General features: G+C 72.4%; 16 protein-coding genes. 6 read left to right on the top strand and 10 right to left on the bottom strand.

Annotation, left to right across the window (positions count from 1 at the left end):
• Nucleotides 1–57: 57 nt before the first annotated feature.
• The 7 genes from CNX65_RS13080 to CNX65_RS13050 form a co-directional block, all read right to left on the bottom strand.
• Complete coding sequence (locus tag CNX65_RS13080; RefSeq protein WP_096493030.1) at nucleotides 58–1,572, bottom strand: SMI1/KNR4 family protein; 1,515 nt, start codon at nucleotides 1,570–1,572, stop codon at nucleotides 58–60.
• 39 nt (nucleotides 1,573–1,611) lie between these two features.
• Nucleotides 1,612–2,652, bottom strand: a complete 1,041-nt coding sequence (locus CNX65_RS13075) for a LacI family DNA-binding transcriptional regulator (RefSeq protein ID WP_198320465.1) — start codon at nucleotides 2,650–2,652, stop codon at nucleotides 1,612–1,614.
• A gap of 157 nt (nucleotides 2,653–2,809) precedes the next feature.
• On the bottom strand, nucleotides 2,810–4,549 hold the full coding sequence (locus CNX65_RS13070) for a glycoside hydrolase family 35 protein (RefSeq protein ID WP_096493029.1): 1,740 nt from the start codon (nucleotides 4,547–4,549) through the stop codon (nucleotides 2,810–2,812).
• On the bottom strand, nucleotides 4,542–6,080 hold the full coding sequence (locus tag CNX65_RS13065; protein ID WP_096493028.1) for an alpha-N-arabinofuranosidase: 1,539 nt from the start codon (nucleotides 6,078–6,080) through the stop codon (nucleotides 4,542–4,544). The genes CNX65_RS13070 and CNX65_RS13065 overlap by 8 nt, the downstream gene beginning before the upstream one ends.
• Before the next feature lie 84 nt (nucleotides 6,081–6,164).
• A complete protein-coding gene (locus CNX65_RS13060) occupies nucleotides 6,165–7,514 on the bottom strand; it encodes an ABC transporter substrate-binding protein (protein ID WP_096493027.1) in 1,350 nt (449 codons plus the stop codon).
• A gap of 50 nt (nucleotides 7,515–7,564) precedes the next feature.
• Nucleotides 7,565–8,374 (bottom strand): carbohydrate ABC transporter permease, encoded by an 810-nt coding sequence (locus CNX65_RS13055; protein WP_049797126.1) that lies wholly within the window; start codon nucleotides 8,372–8,374, stop codon nucleotides 7,565–7,567.
• Between the two features lie 49 nt (nucleotides 8,375–8,423).
• The gene (locus CNX65_RS13050) at nucleotides 8,424–9,350 is read right to left on the bottom strand and encodes a carbohydrate ABC transporter permease (RefSeq protein ID WP_041836726.1); all 927 of its coding nucleotides are present in this window, start codon (nucleotides 9,348–9,350) and stop codon (nucleotides 8,424–8,426) included.
• 395 nt (nucleotides 9,351–9,745) lie between these two features.
• Between CNX65_RS13050 and CNX65_RS13045 the strand changes: the two genes are divergently transcribed.
• Together CNX65_RS13045 and CNX65_RS13040 are read left to right on the top strand one after the other, a co-directional pair.
• Nucleotides 9,746–10,546, top strand: a complete 801-nt coding sequence (locus CNX65_RS13045) for a pectate lyase (RefSeq protein ID WP_096493026.1) — start codon at nucleotides 9,746–9,748, stop codon at nucleotides 10,544–10,546.
• 306 nt (nucleotides 10,547–10,852) lie between these two features.
• Entirely contained in the window at nucleotides 10,853–11,431 is a 579-nt protein-coding gene (locus CNX65_RS13040; protein ID WP_096493025.1) for a GNAT family N-acetyltransferase, read from the top strand.
• 13 nt (nucleotides 11,432–11,444) lie between these two features.
• Here the strand turns inward: CNX65_RS13040 and CNX65_RS13035 are convergent, their stop codons facing one another.
• The 3 genes from CNX65_RS13035 to CNX65_RS13025 are packed head-to-tail and all read right to left on the bottom strand — an operon-like array spanning nucleotide 11,445 to nucleotide 14,472.
• Nucleotides 11,445–12,128 carry a glycosyltransferase gene (locus CNX65_RS13035; protein ID WP_096493024.1) on the bottom strand — a complete coding sequence of 228 codons (684 nt, stop codon included), beginning with the start codon at nucleotides 12,126–12,128 and terminating at the stop codon, nucleotides 11,445–11,447.
• A complete protein-coding gene (locus tag CNX65_RS13030) occupies nucleotides 12,125–13,408 on the bottom strand; it encodes a bifunctional PIG-L family deacetylase/class I SAM-dependent methyltransferase (RefSeq protein WP_096493023.1) in 1,284 nt (427 codons plus the stop codon). Before CNX65_RS13030 ends, CNX65_RS13035 begins: the two co-directional genes overlap by 4 nt.
• Nucleotides 13,393–14,472: an acyl-CoA dehydrogenase family protein gene (locus CNX65_RS13025; protein WP_177154385.1), complete on the bottom strand. Its 1,080-nt coding sequence runs from the start codon at nucleotides 14,470–14,472 to the stop codon at nucleotides 13,393–13,395. The genes CNX65_RS13030 and CNX65_RS13025 overlap by 16 nt, the downstream gene beginning before the upstream one ends.
• 112 nt (nucleotides 14,473–14,584) lie before the next feature.
• Between CNX65_RS13025 and CNX65_RS13020 the strand changes: the two genes are divergently transcribed.
• The 4 genes from CNX65_RS13020 (at nucleotide 14,585) to CNX65_RS13005 (ending at nucleotide 18,241) form a co-directional block, all read left to right on the top strand.
• Nucleotides 14,585–15,247, top strand: coding sequence for a helix-turn-helix transcriptional regulator (locus CNX65_RS13020; protein WP_096493022.1), 663 nt, complete (start codon nucleotides 14,585–14,587; stop codon nucleotides 15,245–15,247).
• Entirely contained in the window at nucleotides 15,244–16,338 is a 1,095-nt protein-coding gene (locus CNX65_RS13015; protein ID WP_096493021.1) for an alanine racemase, read from the top strand. Before CNX65_RS13020 ends, CNX65_RS13015 begins: the two co-directional genes overlap by 4 nt.
• The gene (locus CNX65_RS13010; RefSeq protein ID WP_096493020.1) at nucleotides 16,314–17,252 is read left to right on the top strand and encodes an ornithine cyclodeaminase family protein; all 939 of its coding nucleotides are present in this window, start codon (nucleotides 16,314–16,316) and stop codon (nucleotides 17,250–17,252) included. The genes CNX65_RS13015 and CNX65_RS13010 overlap by 25 nt, the downstream gene beginning before the upstream one ends.
• A gap of 236 nt (nucleotides 17,253–17,488) precedes the next feature.
• Nucleotides 17,489–18,241, top strand: coding sequence for a pectate lyase (locus tag CNX65_RS13005; protein WP_096493019.1), 753 nt, complete (start codon nucleotides 17,489–17,491; stop codon nucleotides 18,239–18,241).
• Nucleotides 18,242–18,245: the final 4 nt, after the last annotated feature.

The following is an 18,245-nucleotide window of genomic DNA, read 5'->3' as shown; positions in this document are numbered from 1 at the left end:
AACCGTGGCAGCGCGACGGGATCGGCCGGGATTCGCGGGACGGGGAGCGGGGAGGCGCTATCGCGTTGGCGCGGGATTCCCCTGGCTCGTCAGCCAGTTCACCCAGTCCAGCGCGTCCTCGACCGTCTGCGGTCCGCCGATGCGCGCGATGGCCAGGCGGGGTGGCGGGGCGCCCGCGGCTCGCAGGCGCGACCACTGGGCGGCGTTCAGGGTCAGCACGCGGACGTCCAGCTCCCCCAGCGACTCCACGTCGACCACGTCGGCGTCCGAGAGGTCCAGGAACAGCAGTTCCGGCAGCGCGGCCAGGTGCGCTGCCCGGACCGGCAGGCCGCGCACGGCCAGGTCCCGCAGCGCGGGGTGGCCCGCGAGGGCGGCCAGGTCGGCCTCCGGGGTGTCCAGGGTCAGGGACACCACGTGCTCGGGCAGCCACAGGCGGACCGGGCCCGAGCGGTTGACGTGCAGCTCCCGCAGGTTCGGCACGGCGCGCAGCAGGGTCAGGTCCAGCTCGGGCGGGTCGTTGAGGCACAGGCCCTGGATCAGCTCGGGCTGGGGCAGGGCGGCGAGCCGGGTGGCCAGGTCGCCGCCCGGCTTGGTGAACCAGAAGCGCTCCGGTGGCCGGTTGTGCGGGTAGCTCATCTCCTCGCCCCGGCGGTGGGTCTCGACGGTGGCGGCCAGCAGGGCGGTGGCGGACTCGGCGATCAGCTCGACGCCGTCCGAGCCCCGGCCGTGCGAGAGGAGCTGGCCGTGGTGGCCGAGCGGGCCCGGATCGAGGTCGACCGCGCACTCGTGGCCGCCGCGGTCCGCGGCGATCACGACCCACCAGTCGTTGCGCGTCAGCGTGCGGACCGCGCCCAGCGGTTCGGGTTCCGGCAGGACGTGGCCGTCGAACAGGTCCACCTGGATGTGGTCCCAGCAGCCGGGCTCACCCCGCAGGTGCTCCTCGACGGTCCGCTCCAGCGGGTGCAGCGCGTAGTCGCCGAGGATTCCGGTCTCGTGCGGGTCGCCTCCGATGACCAGGTGGAGGGCGCGCACGTCCTCGGGAAGGCGCAGGCCCATGCGCTGCTCGGCGGCGACCAGGTCCGCCTCGGTGCGCGGCTCGCCGAAGACCGCGTCCTGGCCGGTCATCGCGCGGTGGCAGGCGGCGGCCTCGGCCACCAGCCCCCGGATCCGCTCCAGCACCTCGGGATCGGTGGGGCGGGGGTGGGGCGCGGCGGCCGGAGGGCGGGGCATTCCGGGCGCCGGGTTGCCCGCAGGGCGGAAGCCGGGGTCGAGGGCGAAGGTCGCGGGCACGCCGGTGGGCCGCAGGAAGGTGTGGGTGAACGCCCCGCCGCCCGCGCCGTCCAGGACGACCCGGAGGACCAGCCACCGCCGCTCGCCGGGTGTGCGCAGCGCGATCTCCAGCGCCTGCGCCAGCTCGCGGTGGTCTGGCGCGGGCGCCAGTCCGGGCCGCGCGGGGTGGTGGGACAGGTTCCCGCTCGCGAGCAGCACCTGCCAGGTCCCGGACACGCCGGGGAAGTCGCGGACCAGCGCGCGCACCAGCTCGGCGGCCAGTTCCTCGCTGCGTTCAGCCATGCCCGGCAGTGTCCCCCGACCGGCGGGTTCGGCAGCGGCTCAGGCCGGTGGGGGCGCCGTGCTCTCGCGGTGCACCAGCCACGTCGGCACCAGGCTCGTGCCGACCTCCTGCGGCTCGTGCCTCACCTGCCGCAGCACGCGCTCCACGCAGCGCCTGCCCACCTCGGTGAAGTCCTGGTGCACCGTGGTCAGCGGCGGGATGTAGGAGGTCGCGTCGGGGAGGTCGTCGAAGCCGACGATGCTCACGTCGCGCGGCACCACCTTGCCCTTGGCGTGGAAGGCCCGCAGCAGTCCCAGCGCCATCTGGTCGTTCGCCGCGAACACCGCCGTGCAGCCCGGTTCCTCGGCCAGCTCCAGGCCGATCCGGTAGCCGGAGTCCGCCGACCAGTCGCCCCTGCGCAGCGGCGGCACCGGCAGGCCCGCCTCCTCCAGGGTCTCGCGCCACGTCTGCGCCCGGCGCTCCGCCGCGAAGGACTCCTCCGGGCCCGCGACGTGCCAGACGGTGCGGTGGCCGAGGTCGATCAGGTGCCTGGTCGCCAACCTGGCCCCGTGCGCCTGGTCGGTGTCGACCACGTTGTAGCGGTCGCCGCCGTTCGAGTCCACGACGATCACCTGCACGCCCGGCGGCAGGGTGACGGTCGCGGCGTCGAGCAGGTGCACCTCCATGATCACGATGACCGCGTCGACGGCCAGCTCGTCGAGCCTGGTGAACGCGCCCAGCACGCCGTCCTGGGTGGGCACCGCGACCGGGATGAGCGTGATGGCGTAGCCCTCGGCGGCCGAGTGCGCGACGATCGCCTCCAGGGTGCGGCTGTTGCCGACCGTGGCCAGGGTGAACAGGATGACGCCGATGGTGCGGAACTCGCCGTACTTCAGGGCCCGCGCGGCGCTGTTGGGGCGGTAGCCCAGTTCCCGCATGGCGGTGAGGACCTGCTCGCGGGTGCTCCCGACGACGCTCGCGTGGCCGTTCGCGACGCGGGAGACGGTCTGCGCGGACACCCCCGCGAGCCTGGCGACGTCGGCCATGGAGACGCGGCGGCGCACTCCCGGCTCCAGCGGGGTCCTGCGGTTCGCACTCACGCCTGCTCCTCCCCGGGTCAGCACCGACCCGCGCGGCACCGCGCCCGGTCCTCCCCCGTTCCGACGCGTGACATCGTTGTCGGTTCCCGAGTTCGGTCGAAACCGGGGCGGGTTTGGGAAGCCCCGCGCACCGAGGGGCGGTGCGCGGGGCGGTCCGTCACGCCTCCGTGTGCCCCAGCTCGGGGGCGGACCTGAAGTGCGCGACGGTGGTCGCGGCGGTGGCCGTCTCCAGCACCGCCAGCTCGTTGGCGCCCGCGCGGAGCACGGGGGCGGGCACGTACAGCGTGCGCTGCGGCCCCAGGGACCAGTAGCGGCCCAGGCAGAAGCCGTTGACCCAGGCGATCCCCTTGCCCCAGCCCAGGGTGTCGAGGAACAGGTCCGCGGGCTCGTCCAGGTCGAACCGCGCGCGCCGCAGCACCGGGCCTGCGCCGCCGTCCGGGGTGGCGGCAGCGTCGGGCGGGGTGTCCAGCTCGATCGGCAGGACGTCCCAGCCGGTCAGCGGCTTCCCGTTCAGGGTCGCGCCGCCGATGACGCCCTTGGCCTCGCCCAGGCGCGGGCCGTAGTTGACCCGGCCCATGTCCTCGACCAGCAGCACCAGCTCGCCGCTGGCCCTGTCCAGGCCGAGGGCGCGCTCGTGGTTCTGCCGCAGCAGGGTCCCGACCGGCTGGCCGTCCAGGAACACCGACACGCGGTCGCGGACCTCGCCCAGCACCAGCGTCGCGGGCACGTCGCTGTCCACGGTGGTCCGGTAGAGGGCCATGCGGGGCATGGACTCCAGCTCGTCCAGCTCGGGCAGCGCCTCGTGCCGCTCCCAGGTCCCCCACGACTCGGGGGCCTTGAGCGCGTACGCCCCGGCGTCCAGCTCGACGCTGAACTCCGGCGCGGGCTTCGCGGGCGGCGGCACGTCGTCGGGGACGGGCGCGTAGCGGGCGATGACCTCGCGGAAGGCGTGGTACTTCGCCGTCGGGTTGCCCGCCTCGTCGAGCGGGGCGTCGTAGTCGTACGAGGTGATCGTCGGCTGGTAGACGCCCTTGTCGTTGGCGCCGCTGGTGAGGCCGAAGTTGGTGCCGCCGTGGAACATGTAGATGTTCACCGACGCGCCCGCCGCGAGCAGCGCGTCCAGCTCGGCGGCGCTGTCCTGCGCCGAGGTGGTGTGGTGCCGGTCGCCCCAGTGGTCGAACCAGCCGTTCCAGAACTCCGAGCACATCAGCGGCCCGGTGGGCTGGTGGCGGCGCAGGGTGGCCAGGCGCTCGGCGGCGCGCGAGCCGAAGGAACCGGTGCGGTGCAGGCAGTCCAGGCTGCCCTGCGAGAGCATCTCGTCGGTCGGCTGGTCCACGGTCGTCAGCGGCACGGTGATGCCGGACTCGCGGGTCAGGTCGACCAGGTGGCGCAGGTAGAACTTGTCGGAGCCGTAGGCGCCGTACTCGTTCTCGATCTGCACCAGCACGACCGGGCCGCCGCGGTCGACCTGCAGCGGGGTGACCACGTCGTAGACGCGGCGCAGGTACGCGCTGACGGCGCCCAGGTAGCGGGGCTCGCTGCGGCGCACGCCGACCTCGGGGTCGCGGTAGAGCCACGCGGGCAGGCCGCCGTTGTCCCACTCGGCGCAGATGTACGGGCCGGGTCGGACGATCGCGTGCATCCCGGCGTCGGCGACCAGGCGCAGGAAGCGGTCCAGGTCGAGCATCCCGGTGAAGTCGTAGGTGCCCTCGACCGGCTCGTGGAGGTTCCACGGCGTGTAGGTCTCGATGGTGTTCAGGCCCATGCGGCGGGCCTTGTCGATCCGGTCGGCCCACAGGTCGGGGTGGACGCGGAAGTAGTGCAGCGCGCCGGAGATCACGCGGTACGGCCGGCCGTCGAGCAGGAAGTCGTGCTCCCCGATGGTGAACTCAGCCATGGTCGGTCACCACGAGCACGGACCAGGACAGCGGGGACAGGGTGGCGGACAGTGTCGTTCCTTCCTCGGACGCCGTCGCGGTCGCGCCGTCCAGCGCGGTGGGTGCGACTGGCTGGGAGTGCTCGGTGTTGGCGGTGTGCCGGTCGCCGCCGGGCGGGATCGTCACGGTGCGGGCGTCGGTCAGCCGCAGGGCGGCCCCGCGCAGCCGCACCGACACCTCGACGGGCTCGGTGGTGGAGCGGTTGACCAGGAACACCGCGCCCCGACCGGTCTCGGCGTCGTAGGTCGCCGAGGCGTCGACCTGGTCGACGGGTCCGTGCAGGGCGGTGTCGATGCGCGGGCTGCCGTCGACGGAGAGCTTGAGGCTCGTTCCGGTCGCGTGCGCCGCGGTGAGGCTGAAGGGGTGGAACGTGGTCTGCCGCCACGCCGGGCCGCCGGGCTCGCTGCGGATGGGCGCGATGACGTTGACCAGCTGCGCCAGGTTCGCCATGGAGACCCGGTCCACGTTGCGCAGCAAGGAGTTCAGGAGGGTGCCGACGACGACCGCGTCGGTGACGGTGTAGGTGTCCTCGATGACGCGCGGGTGGTGCGCGGGCGGCTGGGCGCGCAGCGCGGGCTGCTCGACCTCGTTCCAGTGCCGCTGGTCCCAGGCGTTCCACTCGTCGACGCTGATGCCGATCTTCTTGTCCAGCCCCAGTTCCGCGAGGACGCCGTCGATGATGGCGGCGGTGCGGCTCAGGTAGCGGTCGAAGGCGACCGAGCTGCCCAGGTAGCTGTCGGCGTCGCCGTCGAACTCCTGGTAGTAGGCGTGCACGGAGATGTGGTCGACCAGCGCGGCGGTGTGGGCGAGCACGGTGCGCTCCCACTCGCCGAAGGTCGGCATCTCCTCGTTGGAGGAGCCCGCGACGACCAGCTCCACGCGCGGGTCGATCATGCGCATCAGGCGGGCGGTCTCGGCGGCGAGGCGGCCGTACTCGTCGGCCGTCTTGTGGCCGATCTGCCAGGGGCCGTCCATCTCGTTGCCCAGGCACCAGAGCGTGATGCCGAAGGGGTGCTCCGCGCCGTTGGCACGGCGGCGGTCGCTGAGCGCGGTGCCGCCGGGGAGGTTGCAGTACTCCAGGACGTCCGCGGCTTCCTGGATGCCCCTGGTGCCGAGGTTGACCGCGTACATGGGCTCGACGCCCGCCTTGTCGGCCCAGTCCACGAACTCGTGCAGGCCGAAGGTGTTGCTCTCCAGCGTGTGCCACGCCGGGTCGAAGCGGGTGGGGCGGTCGGCCACCGGGCCGGTGCCGTCCTCCCAGCGGTAGCCGGAGACGAAGTTGCCGCCGGGGTAGCGCACGACCGTGGGGCCGAGCTCGCGCACCAGCTCCAGGACGTCGCCGCGCAACCCGGTCTCGTCCGAGGCGGGGTGGCCGGGCTCGTGGATGCCGGTGTGCACCGCGCGTCCCATGTGCTCGACGAACGAGCCGAAGAGCCTGCGCGGCACCGGCCCGATGGCGTCGGCGAGGTCCGCGTCGATGCTGACGACCATGTCGTCCGGTCTCCTGTCCTGGCGGAGGTGCGTGGTGCTCGCGGGGAGGCCGGGAGGTGTCCCGGCCTCCCCGCGTCAGGGGCGTCAGTTGGTGACGGTGAAGCCCTGCTGGTTGCCGTACTCGGTGATGGCCTTCTGCCAGGAGGCCAGACCCGCGTTCAGGTCGCTGGCGTTGGCGTAGGCGCTACCGGCGTTGTCGTTGAAGATGCTGTTGGCGTACAGCTGGAACGGCAGGTACTCCCAGCCCTTCACGACGTCCTTGCCCGCCTGCGACAGGACCTGGTTGATCTTCTGGCCGCCGAAGTACGCGGACTCGAAGTTCAGGAACTTGTCCGACTCGAGCTCCTTGGTGGTGGCCGGGAAGCCGCCGAACTCGATGAACTTGTCGATGCCGCCCTGCTCGTGGTTCAGCCAGCGCACGAAGCCCGCCGCGAGCGCGGGGTTGGCGCTCTGCTTGATGACGGACTGGCCGCCGCCGCCGTTCTCGGCGGTCGCGGGCTTGCCGTCGTAGGTCGGCATCGGGGCCACGGCCCACTTGCCCTTGCCGTCAGGCACGGAGGCCTCGAGGATGCCGGGCATCCAGGCGCCGTTGATCATCGTGACGATGCTGCCGTTGCCGAGGCCCCGGTACCACTCGTCCGACCAGCCGGTGATGGTGGGCGCGGTGAGCTTCTTGGAGACCAGCTTGTTCCAGGTCTCGGTCCACTTCTTGGCGCCCTCGTCCTGCAGGTTCACCTTGACGTTGGTGCCGTCGACGGTGAACGGCTTGCCGCCCGCCTGCCAGATCATGCTGGTGGCGAAGCCTGCGTCACCGGAGTCCGCGGTGATGAACTTGGTGGGGTCCGCGGCGTTCAACTTCTCGGCGGCGGCGACGTACTCGTCCCAGGTCTTGGGGACCTGGATCTGGTACTGGTCGAACACCTCCTTGTTGTAGAACATCGCCATGGGGCCCGAGTCCTGCGGCAGGCCGAACAGGCCGCCGCCGACCTTCACCGAGTTCCAGGTGGAGGCGGTGTAGTCCTTCTCGAACTCGTTGAACCCGAACTGGCCGAGGTCCAGCAGCGAGTCGGTCATCGCGAACTGCGGCAGGGCCTGGTACTCGACCTGGGCCACGTCGGGCGCGCCCGAGCCGGCCTTGATCGCGTTCTGCAGCTTGGTGTACTGGTCCTTGTTGGTGCCCGCGTTGACGTAGTTCACCTTGACCTGCGGGTACTCCTTCATGAAGGCGTCGACCTGCGCCTGCGCCGAAGGGGTCCAGCTCCAGTAGGTGATCTCGCCACCGGCCTTCAGGGCGGCGTCGACGGCGTCAGCGGTGCCGGTCATGCCCGCGGGCTCGTTCGCGGCGTTGTCACCGGAGGAGCAGGCGGTGAGCGCGGTGGTGAGCGCGGCGGCCATCGCCACGGCCACCCGCGCGCGGCGGCTGGTGGTAGACATCGGGGGTTTGTCCTCTCGCTTCATTGGGAGACTCGGGTACCGCTCGGGGGTTACTGCTTGACGCTGCCCGCGCTCAGGCCGGACTGCCAGAACCTCTGCATGAAGAGGAAGGCCGCGACGAGGGGGATGATCGTGATCAGCGCGCCGGTGATCACGAGGTGCTGGACGGGCTGGGCGCCCGCGCCGACCGAGGCGGCGTTCCACTGGTTCAGGCCGACGGTCAGCGGGTACCAGTCCGGCTCGCTGAGCATGATCAGCGGCAGGAAGTAGTTGTTCCAGGTGGCCACGACCGCGAACAGCGCGACCGTGACGATGCCGGGGGCGAGCAGGCGCAGCGTCACCGAGAAGAAGATCCGCACCTCGCTCGCGCCGTCCAAGCGGGCCGCCTCCATCAGCTCCTCCGGGATCGCGTCCACCGCGTAGGTCCAGATGAGGTAGAGGCCGAACGGGCTGACCAGGGACGGGATGATGATCGCCCAGGGGGTGTTGGTCAGGCCCAGCTCGCTGAACAGCAGGAAGGTGGGGACGGCGAGCGCCGTGCCGGGGATCGCGATCGCGCCGAGCACGATGGCGAACACCACCGGGCGGCCGGGGAAGCGGTACTTGGCCAGGCCGTAGCCCGCGGCGGTGGACAGCAGCGTCGCGCCGCCCGCGCCGACCACCACGTACAGCAGGGTGTTCCCCAGCCAGCGCAGGAAGATCCCGTCGTTGTACGTGAAGGTCTGCTTGATGTTGTCGAACAGCGAGAACGAGTCGCCGAACCACAGGCCGGACGAGGTGTAGAGGTCCGGCTGGCTCTTCGTCGCGCTGATGATCAGCCAGGCCAGCGGCACCAGCGAGTACAGCACGAAGATCGCCATGACGCCGGTGAGCAGCACCGACTTGCGCTTGGAGTTCAACACGGTGCTCTCACGCCCCCTTGCGCGAGCCGCGCAGCTGCACGATCAGGGCGATCACGGTGGTGATCACGCCCATCAGGATGGCCACGGTGGCGGAGTAGTTGTACTGCTGTCCGTTGAAGGACAGGTTGTAGGCGTACATGTTCGGCGTGTAGTAGGTGCTGATCGCGTTGGGCGTCAACGGGCGCAGGATGTTGGGCTCGTTGAACAGCTGGAAGCTGCCGATGATCGAGAAGATCGTCGCGACCACGATGGAACCGCGCAGCGCCGGGAGCTTGACGCTCGTGATGGTGCGGAACGCGCCCGCGCCGTCGATCGCCGCCGCCTCGTACAGGTCCTTCGGGATGATCTTCAGCGCCGAGTAGAAGATCAGCATGTTGTAGCCGATGAACTCCCAGGTGACGATGTTGCCGATGGAGAACAGCACCCAGTCGCCGGAGAGCGGCACCAGCGTCTTGCTGCCGAGCAGGCCGTTGATGTCGGCGGCCAGGCCGAACGTGTCGCCGTAGATGTAGCCCCAGATGAGGGTGGCCACGACCGCGGGCACCGCGTACGGCAGGAAGATCACGATGCGGAAGAAGCCCGCCGCGTGCAGCCGGGCGCTGTCGATCGCCAGCGCCGCGACCAGCGCGAGCAGCAGCATGATCGGCACCTGCACGACCAGGAACACCGAGACCCTGGCGAACGACTCCCAGAACTTCGAGTCGCCCAGGACCTGGATGTAGTTGTCGAACCCGACGAAGGTGCTGCCGCCGAAGAAGGCCTGCTCGCGGAAGAGGCTCAGTCCGATCGCGTATCCGATCGGCGCGAGGAAGGCCAGTGCGAACACCAGCAGGAACGGCGCCACGAACACCCATCCGAAGCGGTGCGTGCGTCGCTGCTGCGAACGCGCTCGGCGTGCCGGCCGTACGACGGCCGGTACCGACGTGGACGTCATCGTCCCCCCGTTGGTCCGCCGCGAACCCTGAGGTCACGCGGGATGTTTACGCAAACATTTGCCGGGGACCGTAACCCCTGGACCGCCGCGTGTCCAGACACCGTTCTGAGACGTTCGGGCGTACCGGGTGCTCCGAGCGGCCCCTCGCGCGGGTGCGGCGCGCGGACCACGCGGATCGACGGCCCGTCAACGGGCAGGTGTTCACGGTTGAATTTTCCGGTTGAACCGTTGATCGATTCAGCACGTACCCCCCTAACTTGTCCGAACCAATTAGGGAAATGGGCGCCCAACTGCACCCGACCCTTATGGCGCGGATTACTTCCAAGATCGTTGACAATTCCTTCGGATCTTCGTAGCTTTCGTCGCCGTAACCCGTCCCACTCGGGAGGAGCGCAGTGCGCACCAGATCCAGGAAGACGTTCCACCTCGCTCTCGCGGCACTGGCCGCGGTGGCGGTGGTCGGCGTGGTGAACGCGGCGACGCCGTCGACCGCGCAGGCCGCGGGAAGCACTTTCCCGAGCGCCAAGGGAACGCCGCAGCCGGTCTCGAAGACCATCGAGGTCGGCAAGTCGCTCGACGGCGGGATGAAGCGCTACTACGGCAGCGGGAAGCTCGGGAACGACAACCAGAAGGAGGGCCAGGACCCGCTGTTCGTGCTCTCCGACGGGGCCACGCTGTCCAACGTGGTGATCGGCTCCCCGGCCGCCGACGGCGTCCACTGCCTGGGAACTTGCACGCTGAACAACGTGTGGTGGGAGGACGTCGGCGAGGACGCGGCCACCCTCAAGGGGTCGAAGTCGTCGCAGAAGATGACCGTGAACGGCGGCGGGGCCCGCAAGGCCTCGGACAAGGTGTTCCAGCACAACGGGCCCGGCACCGTGCACATCAAGGACTTCCAGGTCGACGACTTCGGGAAGCTCTACCGCTCGTGCGGCAACTGCAAGACCCAGTACAAGCGGAACGTGATCATCGAGAACGTCACCGCTTACGCCCCCGGCAAGTCGATGGTGGGCATCAACACCAATTACGGCGACACCGCGAAGATCACGAAGCTGACCGTGGTCGGCGACTCCAAGAAGAAGCTCTCGGTGTGCGACAAGTACACCGGGACCACCAAGGGCGAGCCGAAGAAGACGGGCAGCGGGCCGGACGGCCAGCACTGCCAGTACTCGGCCTCGGACGTGACCTACAAGTAGTCACCGGGAAAGCGCCGGACACCCCGCGGCCGGGCGGGGCGTCCGGCGCTTTTCGCTGTGCGGGCAGGGGTTCGCGGTCGGTGACGGGGGTCACGTCCACGGGGTCCCTAGCGCAGATTGTTGCGCTTTGGCAACGGCCGTTCAGGTGGTGTGGCGCGGGTGCGCTTCGGGTGCGTTCCGGGTGCCCGTCAAGTGCCGTTCGGGCTTCGCGGCGGGGGTTGGACGTCCTGGGCGACGGCGGGAGGACGTCGCCCGAGGGCGGCAAAAGGGTTTGCGGCGGGTGCGGGGAGCGGGGAGCATCCTGGCGTGCCCGATTCCCGGCCCGCACCGGCCTTCCTGGAGACCGAGCGCCTGCGCCTGCGGGCGTTCACCCCGGACGACGCAGAGCGCCTGCTGGAGCTCGACTCGGACCCCGACGTGATGCGGTTCCTCACCGGCGGTGAGCCGACCTCCGCGGAGGCGGTGCGCGAGCGGGTGCTGCCGCGGCTGCTGCACGTCCACCCCTGCCTGGGCACGCGCGGCTACTGGGCGGCCGAGGTGCGGGGCAGCGGGGAGTTCCTGGGGTGGTTCGAGTTCCGGCCGCTCGACGAGGGCGCGCCCGCCGTCGTGGAGCTGGGGTACCGGCTGCGCAAGCCCGCCTGGGGTCGGGGCTACGCGACCGAGGGGTCGCGCGCGCTGATCGACAAGGGGTTCGCCGAGCTGGGCGTGGAGCGGGTCACCGCGAACACCATGGCGGTCAACAGCGGGTCCCGGCGGGTGATGGAGAAGTCCGGGCTGGTGTTCCTGCGCTCGTTCACCGGGGACTGGCCGGATCCGATCCCCGGCTCCGAGCACGGCGAGGTCGAGTACGGGCTGACCCGCGCCGAGTGGAGCCGGAACCGGTAGCGGCCCGGCCCCCTCAGCTGGCCTCCTCGGCCCCCGCGCGCAGGTCGGCCAGCAGGTCGGCGACGCCGCCGCGCGCCCGGCCGACCACCCGGCCGCTGGTCCGCACCACCACGTCGGTCGGCCGCGCGGCCCGGAACCCGGCGGCGACCAGCCGCCACCACAGGTCCCGGTCCTCGCCGCTGCTCAGCGGCCGGTACCCGCCCACCGCGAGGAAAGCGCTCCCCCGCACCCCGAAATCGGCCCCGTGCACCGGAGTGCGGGTCTCGCGGGCGAGGAAACCCCGGTAGCGCCGGGACAGCTCCTCCTCCAGCCCCACCACCTCCACCCGCCCGGTCACCACGTCGGCGCCCCGCGCCGCGTGCGCCAGGTGCCGCGTCACCCAGTCCGGCCCGACGACGCTGTCCGCGTCGCTGCCCAGCAACCACGTGCGCGCCGGGTCGCCGCCCAGCAGCGCGAGCGCGTGCCGCGTCCCGAGGTCCCGCACCTGCCCGAGCGCCAGCTCCGCGCGCTGCTCCAGCACGACGGCCCCGGCCGCGCGGGCGAGCTCGGCGGTGTCGTCGGCGCACCGGTCGGCGACCACGCACACCACCGACCGCACCGGGCACGCCTCCAGCGCCCGCTGCGCCGCCCGCACCGCGTCGCCGACCGTGCCCGCCTCGTCGCGCGCGGGCACCACCACCCCGACGGCCTCGATCATCGACGGCGCAGCACGTGCAGGACGTAGTCCTGCTCCACCCGCTCCAGCACGGGCTCCAGCTCCGGGCGCGCCAGCAGCGCCCGGTGCGCGGCCTCTCCGTCGCGGGGCGCCTCGGGGGCCCAGTGCCGCCAGTGCACGGCGACCAGGTCGCCGCCGGGCTCCAGCAGCTCCAGCAACCGGTCGAGGCTCGCGTCGAGGTCGTCGTCGCCCAGGTAGTAGAGGATCTCGCTGAGCACCACCAGGTCCACCCGCCCGTTCGGCACGGACCCCGGCAGCGCGCCGTGCAGCACCCGCGCCCCGCGCGCGGTGGCCAGCGCCCGCCGCACCGCCCTGGGCACCGGGTCGAACGCGGTGACCCGGTCGCAGCGCGCCACCAGCTCGCGGGTCAGCTCGCCCGCGCCGCAGGCCGGTTCCAGCGCGTGCCGGTACCGCTCGCGGGGCAGCGCGGCCAGCAGGGCGGCGCGCTTGTCCCTCTCGTACCGGGAACCCGCGGTGTCCCAGGGGTCCGCGCTGCCCCGGTACAGCTCGGCGAACCGGGCCAGCGGCGCGCTGGCGGCGCGGGGCTCGCGGAAGAGCACCTCGTCCTCGCGGTCGAAGTGCGTGAGCATCAGCGGGTCCACGATCGGCTCCTCACCGTGCGGGCCGGGTTCCAGCTGGGAGGCGAACGCCCGGATGCCGTGCTGCTTGCGCTCGCGCTCCTGCGGGGTGAGCCTGTGCGCCGAGGCGAGCTGCCAGGGCAGCGCGGAGTCGGTGCCCATCCAGTGCCACATCCAGATCGGGTAGGACCAGCGGTGCGCGCGGGCGGGGGCGGCGGCGAGCGCGGCCCTGCCGACCGCGGCGTGGTCGGGGTGGGGGTCGTGCGGCCAGGGCAGGAGCACGAGGTCGGCGTCGCGGGTCAGCTCGGCCAGGAGGCGGGTCAGCTCCGGTTCGACGTCGGCGAGCCCGGAGTCGGGCAGCCCCAACCAGGTCGGCTCGACGCCGGTGAGCCCCTGGGCCTTCAGCGCCGCCGCCATCTCCCGCCTGCGCCGGGCGCCCAGCTCGGCGCGCCCCGCCGCGTCCAGCGCGGGGAACGCGGCCTCGCCGTCGCTGGCGACGACGAGGCGGACGGCGGTCCCGCCCGCGTGCAGGCGCTGCACGACCCCGCCCGCGCCGAGGGTCTCGTCGTCCGGGTGGGCGGCCACGACGACCGCCGCGCGCGGGCTTCCCAGGTCGAGCGGGGGCAGCGCGAGGGTGGGCAGGAACCGCGCCCACTCGTGCTCCGGGGTCACGCTCTCGCCCACGCGCGCTCCTCTCCCAGGCCCTCGGTCTTCCCTTGCGCCACACCGTCTTCCCCGGCGCCGGGGGTGGCGCGGGCTCCCTCCGCGCCACCCCCGGCTCCCCCGGCGGCGCGGTCCCCGTCCGCGCGCCTCGCCTCCAGCACCAGCCGCCCCAGTTCCGCGAGGTCCCGTTCGGCGTGGTGCTGGCGCACGTACAGCTGGAGGTCCGCCAGCGCCTGCGCGAAACCCCGGTCCCAGGACAGCGGTCCGGGTCCGGTGGCGCGCGGCAGCAGGTCCATGACCGTCCACGCGGTGCGCTCGGCGCTGGCGCGCAGCGCGTGCACCGCGATCGAGGGGTCGGCGTCGGGCCTGGCGTCGATGCCGTCCGCCGTGGCCCGCAGCAGCGCGGCGGTCCCGCGCAGCGCGGTGTGCAGCGCGCCCAGGTGCGCCAGGCGGTGCTCGTCCACCCGCGCCGACCCGCGCAGGTGCCGCACCAGCCGCTCGACCAGCCCGGCGCTCCCGCCGTGCCACACCGCCGCGACTCCCCCGCCGCCCCACAGGAAACCGGGGCGGTTCACGTAGAAACCGGCGGGCCCGACGATCCGGGTGGCGGGGACCGCGTCGAAGGTGACGTCGGCGCTGTCGGAGGCGTCCATGCCGATGGCGCGCCAGGAGTCGCCGTCGCGGCGCACGCGCGGGTCGGTCAGGTCGACGTCGACCAGGACGTCGCCGTCCTCGCGGGCCGCGACGACCAGCGCCCGGTCGAGCCCGTGCGCGCCGGAGCAGAACCGCACGGTGCCGGTCAGCGCGCCGTCCCGCAGCTCCGCGCCCGTGCCGCCCGCCTTGGACGCCCAGACGCCGTGCAGGCCGGGCAGGACCTCCTCGCCCGCCTCGCCCAGGATCGCCACCGCGTCCACGTGGCCCTCGGCGAGCCGGGCGAGCGCCAGGTCCCGCCTGCCGAGCGCGGCGAGCGCCTCCCAGCGGACGGCGGTCGAGCCACCCCCCGGCCTGGGGAGGTCGAGCGCGCCCAGTTCCAGGAGTTCGCGCAGGGCGTGGACGACCGAGGCGGCCGTGCGGTGGTCGGGCATGACCGCATGTACCTCGCGCTGAGCACTTCAAACATGAAGTGGATGTGATCGGCGACACTCAAAGCTCGGACACTCTGTCCAGATGTAAGACACATCGTCTATATTCCATCCCATGCCCGCGAAACCCGATCCGAGCGCCGACGCGATCCTGGCCGCGCTGAAGGCCGTGCTGCCCGGACTGGCCGCGACGTTCGGCCGGTCCTGCGAGGTGGTCCTGCACGATTACCGGGTCCCGGAGCGCTCGGTGGTGGCCGTGGCGGGTGAGGTCACGGGCCGCCACGTGGGCGGCGCGATGAGCGAGATCGGCCTGTCCGTGCTGGCGCGCGGCGACGAGGCCGAGCCGATCCTCAACCAGCTCACCCGCACCCCGTCCGGCCGCCTGGTGAAGTCGTCCACGCTGCCGCTGCGCGACGCGCGCGGCCGGGTGTTCGGCGCGCTGTGCGTGAACCTCGACGCCACCGCGCTCCAGCAGGTCGGCGACCTGCTCAGCGACCTGGTCGGCGGGACCGCGCAGCCCACGCCCACCACGTTCGCCGACGACGTCGAGCAGGTGCTGGACGCGGTGATCCGCGCCGAGACCCCCGGCGACCCGACCGCGCTGACCAGGGCCGACCGGTTGCCGCTGATCGCGGCGCTGGACCGCAGGGGCGTGTTCCGGCTGCGCGGCGCGGCCCCGAGGGTCGCCGCGCGGCTGGGCGTGTCCCGCGCCTCGCTCTACGCGGACCTCGCCGAGTGCCGCAGGAACCCCGACCACCGGACGGAGCCCACCGCATGACACCGCCCACCCCGCACCTGCGCCTGGACCGCGAGGTCCTGCAGCGCAACGCCGACCGGTTGCGCGCCAGGATCACCGCGCTGGGGCCGGTGCTGCGCCCGCACGTGAAGACCTCGAAGTCCCCCAGGGTCGCGGAGGTGCTGCTCGGCGGCGCGCCCGGTCCGATCACGGTGTCGACGCTGCGCGAGGCCGAGGTGTTCGCCGACGCGGGGTACGACGACGTGCTGTACGCGGTGGGGATCGCACCGTCCAAACTGGACCGGGTGCGCGCGCTGCGCGAGCGCGGCGTGGACCTGGTGGTGCTGCTGGACAGCGTGGAGCAGGCCGAGGCCGTTGCCGCGCGAGGGGTTCCGGCGCTGCTGGAGGTGGACTGCGACGGTCACCGGGGCGGGGTGCCGCCGGACTCCCCCGCCGTGCTGGAGATCGCGGGCGCGCTGGGCGGGGACCTGCTGCGCGGGGTGCTGACCCACGCGGGCGAGTCGTACTTCCGGTACACCCCCGAGGAGCTGGCGCGGGCCGCCGAGCACGAGCGCGCCACCGCCGTGCGGGTCGCGGAGACCTTGCGCGCGGGCGGCTTCCCGTGCCCGGTGGTGAGCGTCGGCTCGACCCCGACCGCGCACGCCGCGCGCGACCTGACCGGCGTCACGGAGGTCCGCGCGGGCAACTACGCGTTCTTCGACCTGGTCATGGCGGGTGTGGGCGTGTGCGGGCTGGACGACCTGGCGCTGTCCGTGGTGGTCACCGTGATCGGGCACCGGAGGGAGCGCGGCTGGATCATGACCGACGGCGGCTGGATGGCGACCTCCCGCGACCGGGGAACCGGGGTGCAGCCGGTGGACCAGGCGTACGGCGTGGTGGCGCTGGAGGACGGCGGGGTGGTGCCGGACCTGCTGATGGTGGGCGCGTCCCAGGAGCACGGGGTGCTGGGGATGCGCGAGGGCAGCGCCCGCGGGCTGCCGGACTTCCCGGTGGGCACGAGGTTGCGCGTGCTGCCCGTGCACGCCTGCGCGACGGCGGCCCAGCACGGCGAGTACCACGTGGTCGGCGGCGGGCGGGAGCCCGAGGTGTGGGCGCGGGTGAACGGGTGGTGAGCGCGGTGCGGGTGCTGTCGGAGGAGCGGAGCGCCGAGCTGGCGACCCCGGAGCTGGCGTTCGGGGCGGCGCGGGCGGCGCTGCTGGCGGCGGCGGGCGGGGAGGCCACGACGTTCCCGGTGGTCGTCGGCCACGCGCACGAGCGGGCGAACCGCTTCACCGTGAAGTCCGCGTCCACGCCGGAGGTCGCGGGCGTGAAGGTCGGCGCGTACTGGCCGGGCAACGCCGACGCGCCCAGGCACAACTCGACGATCCTGCTGCTGGACAACGGGACCGGCCGCCTGGCCGCCGTGGTGGAGGCGGGCGCGGCGAACGCCCTGCGCACGGCGGCGGCGGACGCGGTCGCGGTGGACGCGTTGTCCCGCGAGGACTCCCGCAGCATGGCGATCTTCGGTTCGGGGAACCAGGCGCTGCACGAGTGCGTGGCGGTGGCGCGGGTGCGGCGGCTGGAGCGGATCGTGGTGGTGGCCAGGAGCGGCGGGGAGGAGTTCGTCCGGGCGCTGCGCGCCAGGGGCCTGCCCGCCGAGCCGGGCGGCCCGGAGGCCGCGTGCGCCAGCGACATCGTGGTCACCGCGACCACCGCGCGCGCCCCGCTGTTCGACGCGCGCTGGCTGCGCCCCGGCGCGCACGTGTCCAGCATGGGCTCGGACGCGCGCGGCAAGCAGGAGCTCCCGCCCGAGCTGCTGGCCACCGCGACCCTGTTCTGCGACCTGCCCGAGCAGTCGAGGGAGATCGGCGAGTTCCAGCACGCCCCCGCCGACGCCCCGGTGACCGCACTGGGCCACGTCCTGGCGGGCGCGGCGCGGGGCAGGCGGTCGGCGGAGGAGATCACCGCGTTCGACAGCTCGGGCCTGGCCGTGCAGGACCTGCACCTGGCGCTGGCGCTGCTGGCGGCGGACCGGGCCTCGGGGTGAGGACCACCGGGTGGGCGCAGCTGTTTCGCGGCCGTTCGACCACACCCGCGCGCCGCGTCGAGCTGAATTCCTTCGACGTCGTTTCACCTACCTGAATCCTTTGCCCCGAACGAAATCCCCCGTTGACAGCGCGCATTTCCGGTCCGTAGCGTCCGTTCCGCCCCGCACTCCGGTTCCGCTGCCGCGAGACCTCGGGAGGAACAACAAAGGTGTTGACTCGTCGAATCCTGTCCGGAATGGGCGCGCTGCTGCTGGCCGCGGTGACGGTCGCGGCGGGCGCGGGGAGCGCGTCGGCAGCCGGGAGCGCGTTCCCGTCGCCGAACGGCTCGCAGGGGGTCGGGGCGAAGATCAAGGTGTCCGGGTCGTACGACGGTGGCCTCAAGCGGTTCTACGGCACCGGCGACCTGGGCAACGGCGGTCAGGACGAAGGGCAGTCGCCGCTCTTCGAGCTGGCCAACGGGGCCACGCTGTCCAACGTCGTGCTGGGCTCGCCCGCCGCCGACGGCGTGCACTGCCTGGGCACCTGCACGCTGAACAACGTGTGGTGGGAGGACGTCGGCGAGGACGCCGCGACGCTCAAGGGCTCCTCCTCGTCGCAGAAGATGACCGTGAACGGCGGCGGCGCGCGCAAGGCGTCGGACAAGGTGTTCCAGCACAACGGGCCGGGCACGATCCACATCAAGAACTTCCAGGTCGACGATTTCGGGAAGCTCTACCGCTCGTGCGGCAACTGCGGCACCCAGTACAAGCGGAATGTGATCCTGGAGAACGTGACCGCGTACTCGCCGGGCAAGGTCCTCGCCGGGATCAACACGAACTACGGAGACACCGCGAAGTACACGAACGTCACGATCGTCGGCGACAGCAGCAAGAAGATCGTGGTGTGCGAGAAGTACAAGGGCGTCACGAGCGGCGAGCCGAGCAAGATCGGCAGCGGCCCGGACAGCACGAACTGCCTGTACTCCTCGTCGAACATCACCTACCGGTAGCCGG

The organism is Actinosynnema pretiosum (assembly GCF_002354875.1).
GTDB classification, from domain to species: domain Bacteria; phylum Actinomycetota; class Actinomycetes; order Mycobacteriales; family Pseudonocardiaceae; genus Actinosynnema; species Actinosynnema auranticum.
This window is presented reverse-complemented; position numbering and strand designations above follow the sequence as displayed.

Coding starts and splice junctions, on each gene's coding strand:
- CNX65_RS13035 (WP_096493024.1), bottom strand. CDS start 12,128: ATGATCGAGGCCGTCGGGGTGGTGGTGCCCGCGCGCGACGAGGCGGGC.
- CNX65_RS13080 (WP_096493030.1), bottom strand. CDS start 1,572: ATGGCTGAACGCAGCGAGGAACTGGCCGCCGAGCTGGTGCGCGCGCTG.
- CNX65_RS13065 (WP_096493028.1), bottom strand. CDS start 6,080: ATGGTCGTCAGCATCGACGCGGACCTCGCCGACGCCATCGGGCCGGTG.
- CNX65_RS13025 (WP_177154385.1), bottom strand. CDS start 14,472: ATGCCCGACCACCGCACGGCCGCCTCGGTCGTCCACGCCCTGCGCGAA.
- CNX65_RS13050 (WP_041836726.1), bottom strand. CDS start 9,350: ATGACGTCCACGTCGGTACCGGCCGTCGTACGGCCGGCACGCCGAGCG.
- CNX65_RS13020 (WP_096493022.1), top strand. CDS start 14,585: ATGCCCGCGAAACCCGATCCGAGCGCCGACGCGATCCTGGCCGCGCTG.
- CNX65_RS13070 (WP_096493029.1), bottom strand. CDS start 4,549: ATGGCTGAGTTCACCATCGGGGAGCACGACTTCCTGCTCGACGGCCGG.
- CNX65_RS13055 (WP_049797126.1), bottom strand. CDS start 8,374: ATGGCGATCTTCGTGCTGTACTCGCTGGTGCCGCTGGCCTGGCTGATC.
- CNX65_RS13060 (WP_096493027.1), bottom strand. CDS start 7,514: ATGTCTACCACCAGCCGCCGCGCGCGGGTGGCCGTGGCGATGGCCGCC.
- CNX65_RS13005 (WP_096493019.1), top strand. CDS start 17,489: ATGGGCGCGCTGCTGCTGGCCGCGGTGACGGTCGCGGCGGGCGCGGGG.
- CNX65_RS13015 (WP_096493021.1), top strand. CDS start 15,244: ATGACACCGCCCACCCCGCACCTGCGCCTGGACCGCGAGGTCCTGCAG.